Below are 14,973 nucleotides of genomic sequence, written 5' to 3' on the forward strand. Positions count from 1 at the left end.
GTGATGCTGATGCGTCTTTGAAAAAGCGTCGCTCGCTCTTCATCCCAGCGAACCAGCACTCCGACAACCATGAGCATAGATTCTTGTTCCGGGCTAAATTCTGCTCGCTTGGTAACTTTTCCCGCTCTCCGGATCGAACTGCATCAGGGCGGTCTGGCCTTCCTGGTCCCAAGCTCCGCGCTTTCCGGTGTCGGCTCATCCCCATCCGAGGTTTCGTCCGCCAAGACCGAGCGGCCGAGACTGTAGCCGAGGAGGAGCGCACCGAGGCCAATGGATAAAAGGCCGCAGATGCCGCGAAGGCGGCCGCCGAGAACAGCAAGGCCGAAGGTGCCGATCTGACAGGCGATATGTTTTTCAGCTCTGTGACGCATGATTGCTCCTTTCTGCCTGCGGTATTGTGATGTTCCGCCGAAGCCGCACGACCGCCGTCTTTCAGCCGTCGATCATGAAATCGCTGACCAGCTTCAGATTCAAAAAGATCAGCAACAGGGCGACGAAACAGGCGGGGAAGGTCAGCCACCAGGGGCTCGTCAATGAGCCCATCAGGCGCCTTTGCGTGCAGAAATGTATCAGCGGTATGACAGCGAACGGGAGTTGCAAGCTTAAAACTACCTGGCTTAGCAAGAGAAGCTCGGTCAGCGCCTTGTCGCCGGCGATCGCCGTGACGAGCAAAGCCGGGACAAGAGCGGCGCAGCGGGTTGTCATCTGCGCTGCCCAGGGCGGCAGGCGCAGGCCGAGAAAGCCCTCCATCACCACTTGGCCCGCCAGCGTCGCGGTGACGGTGGAGTTCTGTCCCGCCGCGAGCAGCGCCACGCCGAAAAGCACGCTGGCGAGCGATGTGCCGAGCAGCGGCGTCAGAAGGTAATAGGCATCCCTAAGATCGATCGGCAGCGGGATATCGCGTCCGTGGAAGGCGCTCGCCGCCAGGATCAATATGGCGGCGTTGACCAGGAAGGCGAAGAACAGCGCAAGGCAAGTGTCGAAAACCGCGTAAGACAATGTCCGGCGCTTCCCCTCCGTTTCGTCTGTATCCGATTCCTGTTTGCGGTAGCCGCTGCTGCGGACCAGCGCGCTGTGCAGGTAGAGGTTATGCGGCATCACCGTCGCGCCGATGATGCCGATCGCGAGGTAGAGACGCTCGGGATCGGAGACCAGATTGGGCATCGGGATGAAGCCGGCTGCGACGGCGCCGAGTGACGGCTGGGCGAATATCAATTCGGTAAGGAGACAGAAGGCGACGGTGAGGGTAAGGGAGATCACGACCAGTTCAAGCGCCCGCCTGCCGATTTTCTGCAGCCACAGGATCACCAGCGTGCTGAAGGCGGTGAGGCAGATGCCCGCCAGGAGCGGGATATGAAACAGCAGGGAAAGCGCGATGGCGGTGCCGACGACTTCCGCCAGATCGCAAGCAACGATGGCGATCTGGCAAACCGCCCAGAGCGCCAGGCAGACCGGCTTCGGATAAGTGTGACGACAGAGCTGGGCGAGGTCGCGGTCGGTCGCAATGCCGAGGCGCGCGCAGAGCGACTGCAGCAGCATGGCCATCAGATTGGCCAGGAAGACCACCGAGAGCAGGCTATAGGCGAATCTCGATCCGGCGGCAATATCGGTTACCCAGTTGCCGGGATCCATGTAGCCGACGGCGACCAGATATCCTGGTCCCAGCGCCGCCAGCAAGCGCCGATAGTCGATCGGCGACTTCTTCCGCTGAAGGGAGCTCGCCGGAGCGGAACCCGGCGTTTTCAATTCCGCTTCCGGCGAGCCAGTGATCGGCGAACTCGACTTAGATGGGCGGTTTTGCTGCTGCTCAGTCCCCTTGTCGGGATAAACGTCTTCCGAGGGATCGTAGCGTTTGAGCATGTTTTTCTTGGCCGCCCTGGAGGTGTCTGCCGGTAGTCTTTACCTGCAAGCGTTCAGCGCTATGCGCCTTCCACCAGCTCATCGTCCAGCAATTCATCGACCGGCTTGGTACGCCCGGCGCCGGGACCGGCACCGAGATCGGCGCCTGTGACCGGATCGATATCGGTCAGTGACGCGGTCCTGGCCGTCAAAGCTTCATCCAAGGCAAGATCGGTTTCGCCGAGTTCGACCGTCGCCGTGCCAATGTCCGCGGCAGCATCGCTGGGTTGCGCGTCGCCCGGCTCGTAATCCCATTGCTCGCCCTGGTTCCAGGGCCCGCGCATATCGCCTTCACCCATCGACATGTTGAAATAGGTGCTGGCAAATTCTTCCTTGCCCGGCAGCTTGCCCGGCGGGAAGTTCGGCCGGATCGAATAGAGCGCTTTCTCGAAAGATTTCTGATGCGCGATTTCGCGCGTCATCAGGAAGCCCAAAGCATCCTTGACGCCGGGATCATCCGTGACGTTGATCAGGCGTTCATAGACAATCTTGGCCCGCGCCTCGGCCGCGATATTGGACCGCAGATCGCAGGTCGGATCGCCGATGCTGTCGACATAGGCGGCGGTCCAGGGAACGCCGCCGGAATTGACGAGGGCGGCGCCGCCGCCATAAAGCAGCGATGTCAAATGGCTCTCGCCGCCATGGAAGACGTCGCTCATCAGCTCGCCCACCTCGACGCCTTCGGCCATCTTCGCCTTGACGCCCTTGTTCAGCATCACGACGATGTTGCCGATCACTTCGAGGTGGCTGAGCTCTTCGGTCGCGATGTCGTGCAGCATGTCCTTGCGGCCCGGATCGTTCTCGGAAAGCGCCTGGGTGAAGTAGCGGATGGCCGCCGCCAGTTCGCCTTGCGGACCGCCAAACTGTTCCAGCATCAGCGTCGCCAGGCGCGGATTGGGCTCCGACACGCGGACGGTGTACATCAATCGCTTGTTATGCATGTACATCGGGGGTGCTCCTCTTTAGTTCATGGGGTTTGCCACTAGTGCTTCGCTTCGACTCCCGGCGTTTCTTCGCGCGCTAGATATTTCCGGACCAGACCGGGCATGTTCTTGTCGAGCCATTCGGCCATCGCTTCTTCTTCCCGCAAGATCTGCGTGCAGATACCCGCTGTCGTCGTGTCGCCGACCGTCTCGGCAGCGGCAACGAGAATGCGGTAGGAGGCAATCTCCATCTGCTCGAAGGTGTAGCTTGCAAGCGAGCCTTTGATCACCTCATCGCCGACGAACAACCCGCTCAAACCCTGCGCGGCCGCCATCATTTTTGCCGCCGCATCCTTGATCGCCGATGAACTGCCGGCGCGGCGTTCGATGCACTCGTTCACCAGCTGGGCCTGGCGTCGAGTTTCTTCCAAATGCTCTTTCAACTTGGCCGTCACTTCCGGATAGTTCTCCAGCCGGCTGATTTGCGACTCCAGCATCGTTTCAGCTTGCTGTTCCATTGCATGCGCGTCGCGAAGCCATTCGAGCAGTCGTTCCTCTGCTGTTGCCATATTCCGCTCCCTTGTTCATTGCTCGCCTTATCGAGATGCGGCGCCTGATCCCGGATCAAGCGGCGTTCAAAGCATTGGTTCCCTTCTGCCGGCGAGAACGAATGCAACAGTCCGCTTGATCTCTTCATCCGCGCGATAAGGCTGCGCAGGCTAGCCGAGGAACACTTGCGCGTTTTGCCTGTTGACGTGCTGGTGCATTCCCGAATGTGAAAACCGCTTCTCCTGCCAGTTGCGCAGCACGTGTTGTTGTCGCCGTTGGTGATTTTATCGAGTGCAGCCGGCACCGAAGCGGTACGGGGAGATGTGCGGACGGATTTAGTTCCGGCTGCCATCAGAAGAACGTGCGGCCGCGGCAGCGAAGCGAGGGAGGAATTTGGCAGTGGAACCGAACGGGCTGGAGAGGCCATCCTCCGGATCGCGCGATTTCGGCACCGCTGCCATCGCGGTCGATGCGATCGCGGCGATATAGAAAGCCTCGAAAAGATCGTCGATCCGTAGGTGTCGCCCGATATTTAGCTGCTGTTGCGCAGTGTATGGTTGTGCCGGTCCCTGGCCGCCGCGGCAAAGGCGGCAATCAGCGGATGGTGTTCGCCGCGCAAGGCGGCGCGTTCCGGCTGAAACAAAGTGGCGATGAAGAAGGGGTGTCCATTGCTGCCGATGTTGCGGTCGATAGTGCGGGTGCCGAGTTCGAAGGCACGCGGCTCGCCGGCGGGATCGAATCCGGTGAAGCGCAGGCCGCCGCGCGCCACGCCGCCATCGATCAGCGCGCGATAGGCCGGATTGAATCCGTAGCTGCAATGATAGCGCTCGACGGTGCTGGTGCGGCCGAAGATCTCGGCAAGACGCGAACCCGGGGTGAAATTGATCGTGCCCGTGGCTCCTTTCAATGAACAGGCAAGGGGCGCGATCACTGGCATTTCCGCCTCCGGGTTTGATTCCGCATGATCCGCAGCGCGCTGGTCCAGCACCTCGCGGATATAATCGATCAGGGCATGCTGGAAGCCGCCGCAGGTGCCGAGGAAGGGCAAGCGGGTTTCGCGGGCGGTGCGAATGGCGGCAAGCGCGCCTTCCATGCTGCGATAGGGGCTGCCCGGCACGCACCAGATGCCGTCGTAATTGGCGAGCAAGGCGGCGGCATCGGTGCGCGCTTCGGGTACCGTCTCGGTGCCGATCCAGCTGAAGCCGATCTCGGTTCCCAGCATCGTGCCAGCCATGGCAAGGGATAGGGGAATCCCCTGATGCGCTTCCTTTGCGGGATTGTGATCGCCTATCAAAGCGATGCGAAGCGGTGCGGTACGATGCGGCTCGGCCATGAGACGGTTCCTTCTTTGACCAGATTATAGCGCGTTTCCCGGCATCATGCCGCCATGCCGCGTTGTTCCAGCGCGGTCTCGATCCAGTCGATGACGGCGCCGATCCGGGCGAGCGGCCGCTGGTCGGGATGGATGAGCAGCCAGATCTCGCGTTCCGGCAAAGCCGGCCAGTCCTTGTCCTTCAAGCGGCGAAACGCGGGATCGCCTTTCACCAGTGCGATCGGCAGCAGGGATTTGCCAAGGCCGGCCCGCACGGCCGCGACGATGCTCTCCGGATCATTGACTGCAAGCGGCACGCGGCCGTCATGATCCCGCGCCGACATCTGCATCAGCCACTTTGCCTGGGGTATCTGCGCCATGCTCTCGTCATAGGTGATCCAGGGCAAGGCGGCGGCCTCGCGCGCCGAGGCGGCGGCCGGGGCATAAACCGCATAGGCCAGCAGGCCGACCTTGCGGGTCAGCACCGCCGCGCCGACATCGCTGCGCGGCCGGCCGAGACGCAAGGCGATATCGGTCTCGCGCTTGGTCAGGCTGAGATAGCGCATATCGGCAACCAGTTCGATCTGCAAACCGCGATGCTTCTCCTGCAGCAGGCCCATGGCCGGAAGCAGCACGCTATTGACCAGGATCGGCACGGAGGTCAGCCGCACCTTGCCGATCGCCGCCGCATCCTTGCCGGCGACCGCGCCATGCAGCCGGTTCACATCCTGCTCCACCTGTTCGGCAAATCCCATGGCAACCTCTCCGGCTTCGCTGGGCAGCAGCCGGCCGCCGGGCGCGCGCACGAAAAGCCGCGCTTCCAGCGCCTTTTCCACCGCACTCAGGCGGCGGCTCACCGTCGTCTCATCGACGCCGAGCAGCCGCGCCGCCGCGGCCAGGCTGTTGCCACGTGCGATGGCCAGGATGTAGCGCAGATCATTCCAGTTGATGGCCTGCATTTTTGCAGCTTCCTTTCGCATAACTTCGGCTGTTCCCGGCAATTATGCGGGCGTAAAAGAAGACCTGTCCAGCCCGCTTTCGCGCGTGCTGCTTCGACATAACGGGGAAAGGCCGTCATGAGCCGCAATTTCGCTTTGCGCATCACTGTCGGTTGCTGGGACCTGCTCGGCAGCCTGTTGCTGGCGGGATTCGACTGGCTGGCAAGGTGCCACGAGGCAGCCCGCCAGCGCCGCGCTCTCGGGGCGATGGATGACGATCAACTCAAGGATCTCGGCCTCAGCCGCGCCGATATCGAAGATGAAATCGGCCGGCCCTTCTGGCGTGTATGATGGCGGCGGCGCGCCGTGCGATAGGGCAATGCAAAACGCAGCCGTTCGGCAGTCGCTCCGATGGACCCACGGGTCAAGCCCCAGGGTGACGACCTTGTTTGTTGCAGCATCGTGCGATGAAGCGACCTGCTGTGCCGGCCTGCGACCAGGCAAAGAGAATAGATGACAACAAAGGAAACACCCCATGCCGCATGATCACCATTACGCCACGCATCTCATCTGGACCGGCGCGGCGCAGGGACCGACCAGCGCCTATCGTGCCTATAGCCGCGACCATACGGTGCAAAGCGCTGGCAAGCCGCTGCTGCATCTGACCGCGGACGCAGCCTTTCTCGGCAAGCCCGAGCAGTACAATCCGGAAGATCTGTTACTGGCGGCCTTGTCGGGCTGTCATATGCTCACTTATCTCGCCTTGGCGGCGCGGGCGTCGCTGCATGTCGTCGGCTACGAGGACAAGGCCGAGGGCAGGATGGTGCAGAAAGATACGGGCGGCGCCTTCACGGAGGTCATGTTGCGTCCCGAGGTGATCATCGCTGCCGGCCATGATCGTGATCTCGCCTTGCACCTGCATCACCAGGCGCATGAGGATTGCTTCATTGCCGCCTCGATGAATTTCCCGGTGCGGCACGAACCGGTCGTCACCGTCGCCGGCGCCTAGGCGGGATCGCAAAAGAAAACCCTCCTTTCCCGGGAAAGGAGGGTGCGGGCAGTCGCGCTGGCGGGCGGTCGTGCTATACGAGCCGCGGCCTAGCGGCCCCGTTTGCCGATCTCGGATTCTTGATTGATCGGATAAGGATCGACCGGCAGGCCCATCTGCTCTTCCTCTTCGATCATCTTGCGGGCGAGTTCCATGTAATCTTCCGCCTTGTGCTGGTCATCGCCCTGTTCCTTCCATATTTTGTGCGCGCGCTGGCGGATGCGGTCTTCTGATACCGTCATCTATCCCTCCTGACGTCGAATTTCGTTATTCGTGAAAACACATGAGACGAAGCGGAGTTCCGGTTGCGGCCTTGGTTTGAATGGCCGGCGCACCTATGCTGCGAGCGGGAGACGCCTTCGCCATTCACTGGCTTGACCCGTGTTGGAAGGAGAATGAGATGCCGAAGATGAAAGCAGCGATCTTCGTCGAACCCGGCCGCATCGATCTCGACGACAAAGCCATTCCCGATATCGGTCCCCTGGATGCGCTGATGCGCGTGACCACCACGACGATTTGCGGCACCGATGTGCATATCCTGAAGGGTGAATATCCGGTCGCCAGAGGTCTTATCGTCGGCCATGAACCGGTCGGTATCATCGAGCGGCTTGGTTCGTCCGTCAGCGGCTATCGCGAGGGTCAGCGGGTGATCGCCGGGGCGATTACGCCCAGCGGCCATTCTTATGCCTGCCTTTGTGGTTGCGCCTCGCAGGATGGCGCCGGCACGCGCCATGGCTTCAAGGCGATGGGCGGCTGGAAATTCGGCAACACGATCGATGGCTGCCAGGCGGAATATGTGCTGGTGCCCGATGCCATGGCGAATCTGAGCCCGGTTCCCGATCATCTCAGCGACGATGAAGTGCTGATGTGCCCGGATATCATGTCGACCGGTTTTTCCGGCGCGGAAAGCGGCAAGGTGCGGATCGGCGATGCCGTCGCCATCTTCGCTTTGGGGCCGATCGGCCTTTGCGCCGTGGCGGGCGCGAAGCTGATGGGTGCCACCACCATCATCGGCGTCGATACCGTGCCGGCGCGGATCGAGATCGCGCGCAGGCTCGGCGCCACGCATGTGGTGGATTTCAAACAAGCCGAACCGGTCGCGGAGATCATGCGCCTGACCGATGGCCGCGGCGTCGATGTCGCCATCGAAGCCCTGGGCACCCAGGCGACCTTTGAATCCTGCCTGCGCGTGCTGCGCCCTGGTGGATGCTTGTCGAGCCTGGGCGTCTATTCCACCGATCTCAAAATTCCGCTCGATGCTTTCGCTGCCGGTCTCGGCGATATCAGCATCGTCACCACACTTTGTCCCGGCGGGAAGGAGCGGATGCGGCGGCTGATGGAGGTGATCGCCTCCGGCCGCGCCGATCTGAAGCCGCTCGTCACCCATCGTTTCAAGTTGGATGAGATCGTCGCAGCCTATGACCTCTTCGCCCATCAGCGCGACGGCGTGCTGAAAATCGCGATCACGCCTTGATCACCCGCGCGGCGCGGTGGTTCCGCTTGCGAGATCCCGGAAAGCTTCCGGATCGAATCCGCCTAGCCTTGGGTGGCTGCTTTACGTCAGTGCACGCGCTATATAATGTGCAGGCATTATTCGGAGATATGTCATGCCAGCCTACGTGCACATCAATTTGCGGGTCATCGACCCCGCCAAGCAGGCCGCGCTTGCTCCTCGCTTTCAGGCTGCTCTGGAAGAGGCGGGTGGGCGGATTCTGTATTTCGGTCGTGTCGCGCAGGTTCTTGAAGGCGATGAGACGCCTTTACCGATGGCTGGCGTGCTTGAGTTTCCGACGCTGGCCCAGGCGCTTGCATTCTACAATTCGGAGACGTACGCCCCGATCAAAGCAGAACGCCGTGAAGCCCAGCAAGCGAGAATGTTTGTTGTTGAAACCGGCTGATCGCGTGCGTGCCGACCGGCCACCGCCGCTTATCCTCGGCGCGATCACCTTTCAGTACTCGTAGAACGGATGACTGCCGCAGTCTCGACGGCATTCTCGGGATACTGCGTTTGGGGCCGCGATAGCGCAAGGTGCCGGCGATGGCGATGCTGGCCGCGGCATCGGAGTCCATGGCTTAGGATTTAGGTGGGAGGGAGCGGTCCAGCGAGCCAGGCACCGATGACTCGGGTGCTGGCGCTTCCAGCGTGGGGTTTGCCGGCGCCGGTGAGCGGGCGCGCAACAACGGCCGCAAGGTGAGGCCCTGGACCAGTACGGTAAAGACCACGACGGCATAGGTCGCTGCAAAAATCAGCGGATAATGTTCATCGCGCGGCACCGAAAGCGCCAGGGCGATGGAGACCCCGCCGCGCGCGCCGGCCCAGAGCAGGACGCCGAGCGAAACGCGCGGCGCTTCCGTCATCCTGTGCAGCAGGATGAGCGGTAAAGCGGTCGAAATCAGGCGGGCGATCAGCGCGACCGGAATGGCGGCCAGGGCGGAAATCAGCAGCAAGCGGGTCGGCGCCGGATTGGCCGCCAGTTCCAGCCCGACCAGCAGGAACAGCACCATGTTCAGGATATCGCCGATCAGCACCCAGAACTTCACCGAATATTCGCGGCTCTGCCGGCTCATCGATTGTTCGACGCCATGATAGCCGAAGATCAGGCCGGACATGGCGGCGGTGACGGGACCGCTGACATGCAGCGTCTGGGCCAAGGTATAGCCGCCCAGGACCAAAGCGAGGCTGATCATCACCTCGACCTTGTAATCGTCGATGCGGCGCACGCCCTGCAGGGCCAGCCAGCCGATCAACATGCCGAACAGAACGCCGCCGATCGCCTCGCGGCAGAACAGTAACAGGGCTTCGCTCCAGGTGAAACTTTCCGGCGCCAAGGCGGCCGTCGTGGCGAGGCTGAAAAGGACGATGGCGACGCCGTCATTGAACAGGCTTTCGCCGGCCAGGGTCGCCTTCAAACTGGCCGGTATGCGGGCACTTTCGGTGACGCCTTCAACCGCCGTCGGATCGGTCGGACTGATGAGCGCGCCGAAAATGAGGCACCATAGAAAGGGTATGGCAGCACCGAGCCAGCCGAGCACCAGCCAGAACCCGATGGCGATCACCGCGGTGGACAAGACGACGCTGATGCTGCTGAGGCTCATCACCTGCCAGGCATTGCGCCGCAAAGCCGGGAAGTCTACCTGCACCGCGAGAGAAAACAGCAGGAAGGAGAGCAATCCGTTCAGCAATGTGGCGCGCAGGCTGATGCGATCCAGGAAATCACGCAGCCGCTCCAGCGCCCGCAGCTCCGGCGCCGCATGATCCAGGGCGATCACCGCCACCGCCGCAAGACTGCCCATGAGGGTGAGCGCAATGGCCGGCGGCAGATGCAGCAGGTGATAATTGAGATAAGCCAGGACAGTGGTGGCGAAGATCAGGATCGCCGCGATTTCGAAAGGGCTAAGGCCGGTCGGCTCCATACGGCAGGTCTTGTCCCTCTAGCGGTGGAAGCGGCATGTCGACTGACAACAGGCCTTGCCGCCGCAAGTTCCCACGCGAGGCGCGTTGCCATTCAGACTTAGACGGGTGCGGATATCTACGACCGGGGTGGTTCGACTCTGTCGGGATTGAGGCTGTAGGTGCCCATGATCTGCGCCTGGGCAAGGATGCGGCCCTGGATCGCCTCGCGCAGATTGGTGCCGGTCAGCTCGGCTTTGACATCCAGCCGCGCCACATCCAGTGCATAAAGCGTGAAGAAGTAATGATGCACCAGGCTGTCATTCCAGGGCGGGCAGGGGCCGTCATAGCCGTAATAGGTGCCGCTCATCTCCGGATCGTCGGCAAAATAGCCGGTGTAATCGTTGATGCCGTGCCGCATCATGCCGCTGCTATCCGCCGATACCTGGGGCCCCGGCTTGCCGCGTGGCGTGACGCCGTTGCTATGGCTGCCGGCGGCGATCTCGCGCATTGCAGCGGGAATGTCGATCAGGGTCCAGTGAAAGAAGTCGATGCGCGGGAGATCGGCCGGCACATCCCGGTCTTCCTTGTTTACATCCTCGGCCTGGCTCGGCACGTCCTTGTCGTGAACGATCAGCGCGAAGGATTTCGTTCCCGGCGGCACTTCATCCCAGGCAAGATGCGGATTGCGGTTGCCCGAAAAGGCCATATGGGTCTTTGGCGCGATCACGCCCAACGCGAATTCTGCGGGAATTTCCAGGCCATCGGCGAAACTGTTGCTGCACAGATTCATCTCTGACTCCTGCGTGTGGGAGCGGTCGGCGCTGATCGGCCATGAAGTCTAGCGCAGAGGCATAGTCGTTTGAAATTGGGCGATGGTATCAAAAGGCGGTGAAGCAACGCGGCCCGGCAGATGTACGTCCTAGGAGCGCGTGACATCGGTCACAGCACGATGCGCCTGGCGGGTATAAGCGTGGAATGCATAAGGGCGCGCTCCTGCAACGCCATGCCCCGTCTCCGCCATGCCCCCGTCTCCGCCATGGACCTCTCGGGTCAAGCCCGAGGGTGACAACCTTGTATGTCATCGCCGCCTTGCGATGACCGCTGCCCGCCATTCATCGCGTGCTGCAGGCAACAAGGCGCTTGTCACCCTGGAACTCGATCCAAGGGTCCATCGGAACGACTGATGAATGTTCACCGGCCTGCACCAGCGCCTTCACCCGATCGAACGCAGATACCAATCGACGAAGCGCCGGGCGCCGCCTTCCATCGGGGCATAGGGGCCGGGCTCGTAGAAGGCGGAGTTGATGCCTTGCTGGTTGAGCTCGATGATGCGCTTGTCGGCGATGCTGGTGACGTTCCAGAGCCAGGTGAGGCGGGCGAGATCGTAATCGATCCCTTCCCTGGCATCGTCGCGCACCAGCCAGATCACTTCCATCTCCGTCCGATCCACGGTCTTCGGGATGAAGCGGTAGATCAGGCCGTGATCGGGATAGGCGAGAAAATTGCTGACCGGGCCGACATCGAAGAAGGTGACGCCGCCATCGTAATCGGTGAAGTCGCCCATCAGCGGCGCCACCGGCCCGCCATCCTCGCTACCGCTGACCGCCCCTTCGGTGAGCGCAGAGCGCAGGGCATCGGCAGTTTCCTGGCCGTGCTCGGCATGTAGCGCGTAACGGTCAAGCTCGCAGATCGCCACACCGAGGGAGACGCTGCGCTGCCGGAGCTTCGCATCGATCTCGGTATTCTGCGCCGGCGGGCGCGCAAAGACATGATGGCGCGAATATTCCTGATGTGCCGGGCTGCAGTGATAGCATTCCATGTAATTTTCGACGGCGAGCTTCCAATTCGCCTTGACCGGAAAGGTCGCACGATGGGCGATCTTCGCCGCGGCCCAGCCATAGGGTTTCGCCGTGCCGGCCATCACTTCCTCGACATGGACAAGGCCGAGCGGCGTTTCCGCGAAGGAGATGAAGATCAGGCCCTCGATGACACGCAGGTGAATCTGCTTAAGGCCATGAGCGTCGCGATCGAATTCGGCCGGCATCAACCTTGCCGAGCGCAAGGCGCCATCGGTGCCATAGGTCCAGGCATGATAAGGGCAGACGAAGCTGCGGGCATTGCCGGCGGGTTCGGTGCAGAGCCGCGAACCGCGATGACGGCAGACATTGAGCAAGGCCCGGATCTCGCCATCCTGGCCGCGGCAAAGGATGACGGATTCGCTGGCGATCTCGACCGTGACGAAATCACCCGGCCGCGGCAGGCTGCTGAGATGGCCGGCGCAGAGCCAATGCGGCATGATCATGCGCTGCATTTCATGCTTGAAGATCGCCCCATCATTATAGAAAGGCTGCTGCAAGGCATGGCCCGGCTTTTGCGCGGCGATCAGTTGCGTCAGCATCTCGCTGGGTTGCGAATGCAAGCGACCCTCCCTCGTCAATCCTTTCGGCATCGTTCTTGATTGATACCCAACCTAGCGTCTGCGATTTGCGCGATCAAGGATTCCTTGAATGAGAATTCAAAAAGAGAGCGTCATGCGGATGTCGTCATGGCGGTCATGCGTAAGCTCAGCCTGTGCGGGAAGAAGGCTGCCTTGACAAGATAGCATTGCACCTTGCCTGCATCCGGCACTAACCTTGCGGACGAACTCATTGTTCTATTTGGAGTATGTGATAATGAAAGCTTCGGATCTGCTGGTGCGCTGTCTTGAGCGCGAGGGCATCAAGTACATTTTCGGCGTGCCGGGTGAAGAAAACGCCGATTTCATGATGTCGCTGCAGAAATCCTCGATCCAGTTCGTGCTGACGCGGCACGAGCAGGGTGCCGCCTTCATGGCGGAGGTTCACGGCCGGCTGACCGGCGAACCCGCCGTCTGCCTCGGCACGCTCGGGCCAGGCGCCACGAATCTCATCACCGGTGTTGCCGATGGCAATATGGATCGGGCGCCCATGCTGGTGATCACCGGGCAGGGGGCGACCACGCGGCAGCATAAAGAAAGCCACCAGATCATGGATGTGGTGGAGATGTATAAGCCGGTGACGAAATGGGCGGCGAGCATCCGGCATCCGGACTCAATTCCGGAAATGGTGCGCAAGGCGGTCAGGCTCACGCGGTCGGAGAAGCCGGGGGCGGTGCTGCTGGAACTGGCGGAAGATGTCGCCAAGATGGAGACCAAGGCCGAGCCGATCGAGCCGCATCGCTATCGCCGGCCGCAATGCGATATGAAGAGCCTGAGCGAGGCGGTCGAGCTCATTCGCCAGGCGAAGCAGCCGATCATCATCGCCGGCAACGGCATGATGCGGCGGCGCGCGACGCCGGAGCTGCGCCGGCTGGTCGAGGTGACGGGGATCGGCGTCATCAGCACCTTCATGGGCAAGGGCGCGGTGGCGCGGACATCGCCGCATTGCCTCTACACGATCGGCCTGCAGCAGAAGGATTATCCGGCCTTCGCGGTGGACGAGGCCGATCTCGTCATCACCATCGGCTATGACCTGGTCGAATATCCACCGCGTCTGTGGAATCCGAAGGGCGATAAGAAGATCATCGATATCGACACGCTGCCGGCGGAAATCGACAACCAGTACCAGGCCCATGTCGAGCTGACCGGCGAGATCGCCACCAATCTCGCCCTCCTCACCGAGGCGCTGGAACAGGGGAAGCATCCGAAATACGATCTGCCGCGCCAGACCCATTGGCGCGACAAGATGACCGCGGATCTCGCCGCCCATAAGGACGATGCGACGGAAGGCACGATCCGCCCGCAGAAGGTGCTGTGGGATGTGCGCGAGGCTCTGGGCCCCAGCGATATCCTGCTCTCTGGCGTCGGCGCCCACAAGATGTGGATCGCCCGCTACTATCATTGCGACGAGCCGAATACCTGCATCATCCCCAATGGCTTCTGTTCCATGGGCCTGCCGCTGCCGGGCGCGATCGCCGCGCATCTGGTGGCGCCGGATCTCGCCGTCGCCAATCCGGCAACGGGCAAGGAGAAGAAGCCGGAGCCGAATGTCTTCGCCATCTGCGGCGATGGCGATTTCCTGATGAATGTGCAGGAGATGGAGACTGCCCGCCGGCTCAATGCCGATATCACGGTGATGGTCTGGGAAGATGGCGGCTATGGGCTGATCGCCTGGAAGCAGGACAACGAATTCGGCAAACATACCGATCTCGCCTTCGGCAATCCGAAATGGCTGGAGCTTGCCAATGCCTTTGGCTGGCAGGGGCAATATGTCGACAAGGCGAAGGACCTCGCCCCCGCCTTGCGCAAGGCGATCGACCATAAAGGCCCCTCGCTTATCGTGGTGCCCATCGATTACCGCGAGAACCCGCTGCTGACCAAGCGGCTGGGCGAGATCGAAGTGACGATCTAAGCCGAAGGTCGGGCGGGGAAGATTTTGGCGGCGGCGGCGCTGCCTGACCCCAGCCCGACCCTCCCCCGTGAAGGGGAGGGGGGCCATGACGCGATCGGCGTCGCTAAGCTGGCGCATTCGGCCATCGCCGGTCGCACGGCGCAAATGGCATCCTCGCATGTCACCCTCGGGCTTGGCCCGAGGGTCCACGGTGGAGGCCGGGTGCGATGGTGATCATGTCGACGCATTGCACGAAATGCAGCCGTTCATCAGTCGCTCCCATGGACCCTCGGATCAAGTCCGAGGGTGACGAGGTGGTTTGATGCTGCGCGGTGCGATCTCGTTGGTGAGGCGATGCAAAAGTGCAGCGGTGCCGCGCCTCGCGGTCCGTCAAATGCCACGCCCGCTTGTCACCCTCGGGCTTGACCCGAGGGTCCATGGTAAAGGCCGGGTGCGATGGTGATGATGTCGACGCATTGCACGAAATGCAGCCGTTCATCAGTCGCTCCCATGGACCCTCGGGTCAAGTCCGAGGGTGACAAGCTGGTTTGTCATAGATGTCGT

15 protein-coding genes are annotated in these 14,973 nt (G+C 61.8%); 5 read left to right on the forward strand and 10 right to left on the reverse strand.

Going from position 1 to position 14,973, the window contains the following annotated elements; genetic code table 11:
- Positions 1-143: 143 nt before the first annotated feature.
- The 6 genes from SMD27_RS17545 to SMD27_RS17570 form a co-directional block, all read right to left on the reverse strand.
- Entirely contained in the window at positions 144-371 is a 228-nt protein-coding gene (locus tag SMD27_RS17545; RefSeq protein ID WP_320509725.1) for a hypothetical protein, read from the reverse strand.
- Between the two features lie 61 nt (positions 372-432).
- Positions 433-1,860 carry an Nramp family divalent metal transporter gene (locus tag SMD27_RS17550; protein WP_320509726.1) on the reverse strand — a complete coding sequence of 476 codons (1,428 nt, stop codon included), beginning with the start codon at positions 1,858-1,860 and terminating at the stop codon, positions 433-435.
- Positions 1,861-1,919: 59 nt separating this feature from the next.
- Positions 1,920-2,846, reverse strand: coding sequence for a manganese catalase family protein (locus SMD27_RS17555; RefSeq protein WP_320509727.1), 927 nt, complete (start codon positions 2,844-2,846; stop codon positions 1,920-1,922).
- Positions 2,847-2,881: 35 nt separating this feature from the next.
- A complete protein-coding gene (locus SMD27_RS17560; RefSeq protein ID WP_320509728.1) occupies positions 2,882-3,391 on the reverse strand; it encodes a ferritin-like domain-containing protein in 510 nt (169 codons plus the stop codon).
- A gap of 512 nt (positions 3,392-3,903) precedes the next feature.
- Entirely contained in the window at positions 3,904-4,704 is an 801-nt protein-coding gene (locus SMD27_RS17565; protein WP_320509729.1) for a CTP synthase C-terminal region-related (seleno)protein, read from the reverse strand.
- 44 nt (positions 4,705-4,748) lie between these two features.
- On the reverse strand, positions 4,749-5,642 hold the full coding sequence (locus SMD27_RS17570; protein WP_320509730.1) for a LysR family transcriptional regulator: 894 nt from the start codon (positions 5,640-5,642) through the stop codon (positions 4,749-4,751).
- A gap of 117 nt (positions 5,643-5,759) precedes the next feature.
- Here SMD27_RS17570 and SMD27_RS17575 point away from each other — a divergent pair, with 117 nt between their 5' ends.
- Positions 5,760-5,972 carry a DUF1127 domain-containing protein gene (locus SMD27_RS17575; protein WP_320509731.1) on the forward strand — a complete coding sequence of 71 codons (213 nt, stop codon included), beginning with the start codon at positions 5,760-5,762 and terminating at the stop codon, positions 5,970-5,972.
- A 184-nt stretch (positions 5,973-6,156) separates the two neighbouring features.
- A complete protein-coding gene (locus SMD27_RS17580) occupies positions 6,157-6,630 on the forward strand; it encodes an OsmC family protein (protein WP_320509732.1) in 474 nt (157 codons plus the stop codon).
- An 89-nt stretch (positions 6,631-6,719) separates the two neighbouring features.
- Here SMD27_RS17580 and SMD27_RS17585 read toward each other — a convergent pair whose 3' ends face one another.
- On the reverse strand, positions 6,720-6,911 hold the full coding sequence (locus tag SMD27_RS17585; RefSeq protein ID WP_320509733.1) for a DUF2934 domain-containing protein: 192 nt from the start codon (positions 6,909-6,911) through the stop codon (positions 6,720-6,722).
- Positions 6,912-7,069: 158 nt separating this feature from the next.
- Here SMD27_RS17585 and SMD27_RS17590 point away from each other — a divergent pair, with 158 nt between their 5' ends.
- Complete coding sequence (locus SMD27_RS17590; protein WP_320509734.1) at positions 7,070-8,143, forward strand: NAD(P)-dependent alcohol dehydrogenase; 1,074 nt, start codon at positions 7,070-7,072, stop codon at positions 8,141-8,143.
- A 133-nt stretch (positions 8,144-8,276) separates the two neighbouring features.
- Positions 8,277-8,567 (forward strand): DUF1330 domain-containing protein, encoded by a 291-nt coding sequence (locus tag SMD27_RS17595; protein WP_320509735.1) that lies wholly within the window; start codon positions 8,277-8,279, stop codon positions 8,565-8,567.
- Positions 8,568-8,742: 175 nt separating this feature from the next.
- On the opposite strand, the gene SMD27_RS17600 is transcribed toward SMD27_RS17595, so the two are convergent.
- The 3 genes from SMD27_RS17600 to SMD27_RS17610 form a co-directional block, all read right to left on the reverse strand.
- Positions 8,743-10,083 (reverse strand): cation:proton antiporter, encoded by a 1,341-nt coding sequence (locus SMD27_RS17600; RefSeq protein ID WP_320509736.1) that lies wholly within the window; start codon positions 10,081-10,083, stop codon positions 8,743-8,745.
- A gap of 116 nt (positions 10,084-10,199) precedes the next feature.
- Positions 10,200-10,853, reverse strand: a complete 654-nt coding sequence (locus SMD27_RS17605; RefSeq protein WP_320509737.1) for a YbhB/YbcL family Raf kinase inhibitor-like protein — start codon at positions 10,851-10,853, stop codon at positions 10,200-10,202.
- Between the two features lie 423 nt (positions 10,854-11,276).
- Positions 11,277-12,482 (reverse strand): aromatic ring-hydroxylating oxygenase subunit alpha, encoded by a 1,206-nt coding sequence (locus SMD27_RS17610; protein WP_320509738.1) that lies wholly within the window; start codon positions 12,480-12,482, stop codon positions 11,277-11,279.
- A gap of 253 nt (positions 12,483-12,735) precedes the next feature.
- On the opposite strand from SMD27_RS17610, the gene SMD27_RS17615 reads away from it, so the two are divergent.
- Complete coding sequence (locus SMD27_RS17615; RefSeq protein ID WP_320509739.1) at positions 12,736-14,430, forward strand: acetolactate synthase large subunit; 1,695 nt, start codon at positions 12,736-12,738, stop codon at positions 14,428-14,430.
- The last annotated feature ends 543 nt before the right edge of the window (positions 14,431-14,973 follow it).

The organism is Dongia soli, assembly GCF_034044715.1.
GTDB lineage: Bacteria > Pseudomonadota > Alphaproteobacteria > Dongiales > Dongiaceae > Dongia_B > Dongia_B soli.

Coding starts and splice junctions, on each gene's coding strand:
- SMD27_RS17545 (WP_320509725.1), bottom strand. CDS start 371: ATGCGTCACAGAGCTGAAAAACATATCGCCTGTCAGATCGGCACCTTC.
- SMD27_RS17550 (WP_320509726.1), bottom strand. CDS start 1,860: ATGCTCAAACGCTACGATCCCTCGGAAGACGTTTATCCCGACAAGGGG.
- SMD27_RS17555 (WP_320509727.1), bottom strand. CDS start 2,846: ATGTACATGCATAACAAGCGATTGATGTACACCGTCCGCGTGTCGGAG.
- SMD27_RS17560 (WP_320509728.1), bottom strand. CDS start 3,391: ATGGCAACAGCAGAGGAACGACTGCTCGAATGGCTTCGCGACGCGCAT.
- SMD27_RS17565 (WP_320509729.1), bottom strand. CDS start 4,704: ATGGCCGAGCCGCATCGTACCGCACCGCTTCGCATCGCTTTGATAGGC.
- SMD27_RS17570 (WP_320509730.1), bottom strand. CDS start 5,642: ATGCAGGCCATCAACTGGAATGATCTGCGCTACATCCTGGCCATCGCA.
- SMD27_RS17575 (WP_320509731.1), top strand. CDS start 5,760: ATGAGCCGCAATTTCGCTTTGCGCATCACTGTCGGTTGCTGGGACCTG.
- SMD27_RS17580 (WP_320509732.1), top strand. CDS start 6,157: ATGCCGCATGATCACCATTACGCCACGCATCTCATCTGGACCGGCGCG.
- SMD27_RS17585 (WP_320509733.1), bottom strand. CDS start 6,911: ATGACGGTATCAGAAGACCGCATCCGCCAGCGCGCGCACAAAATATGG.
- SMD27_RS17590 (WP_320509734.1), top strand. CDS start 7,070: ATGCCGAAGATGAAAGCAGCGATCTTCGTCGAACCCGGCCGCATCGAT.
- SMD27_RS17595 (WP_320509735.1), top strand. CDS start 8,277: ATGCCAGCCTACGTGCACATCAATTTGCGGGTCATCGACCCCGCCAAG.
- SMD27_RS17600 (WP_320509736.1), bottom strand. CDS start 10,083: ATGGAGCCGACCGGCCTTAGCCCTTTCGAAATCGCGGCGATCCTGATC.
- SMD27_RS17605 (WP_320509737.1), bottom strand. CDS start 10,853: ATGAATCTGTGCAGCAACAGTTTCGCCGATGGCCTGGAAATTCCCGCA.
- SMD27_RS17615 (WP_320509739.1), top strand. CDS start 12,736: ATGAAAGCTTCGGATCTGCTGGTGCGCTGTCTTGAGCGCGAGGGCATC.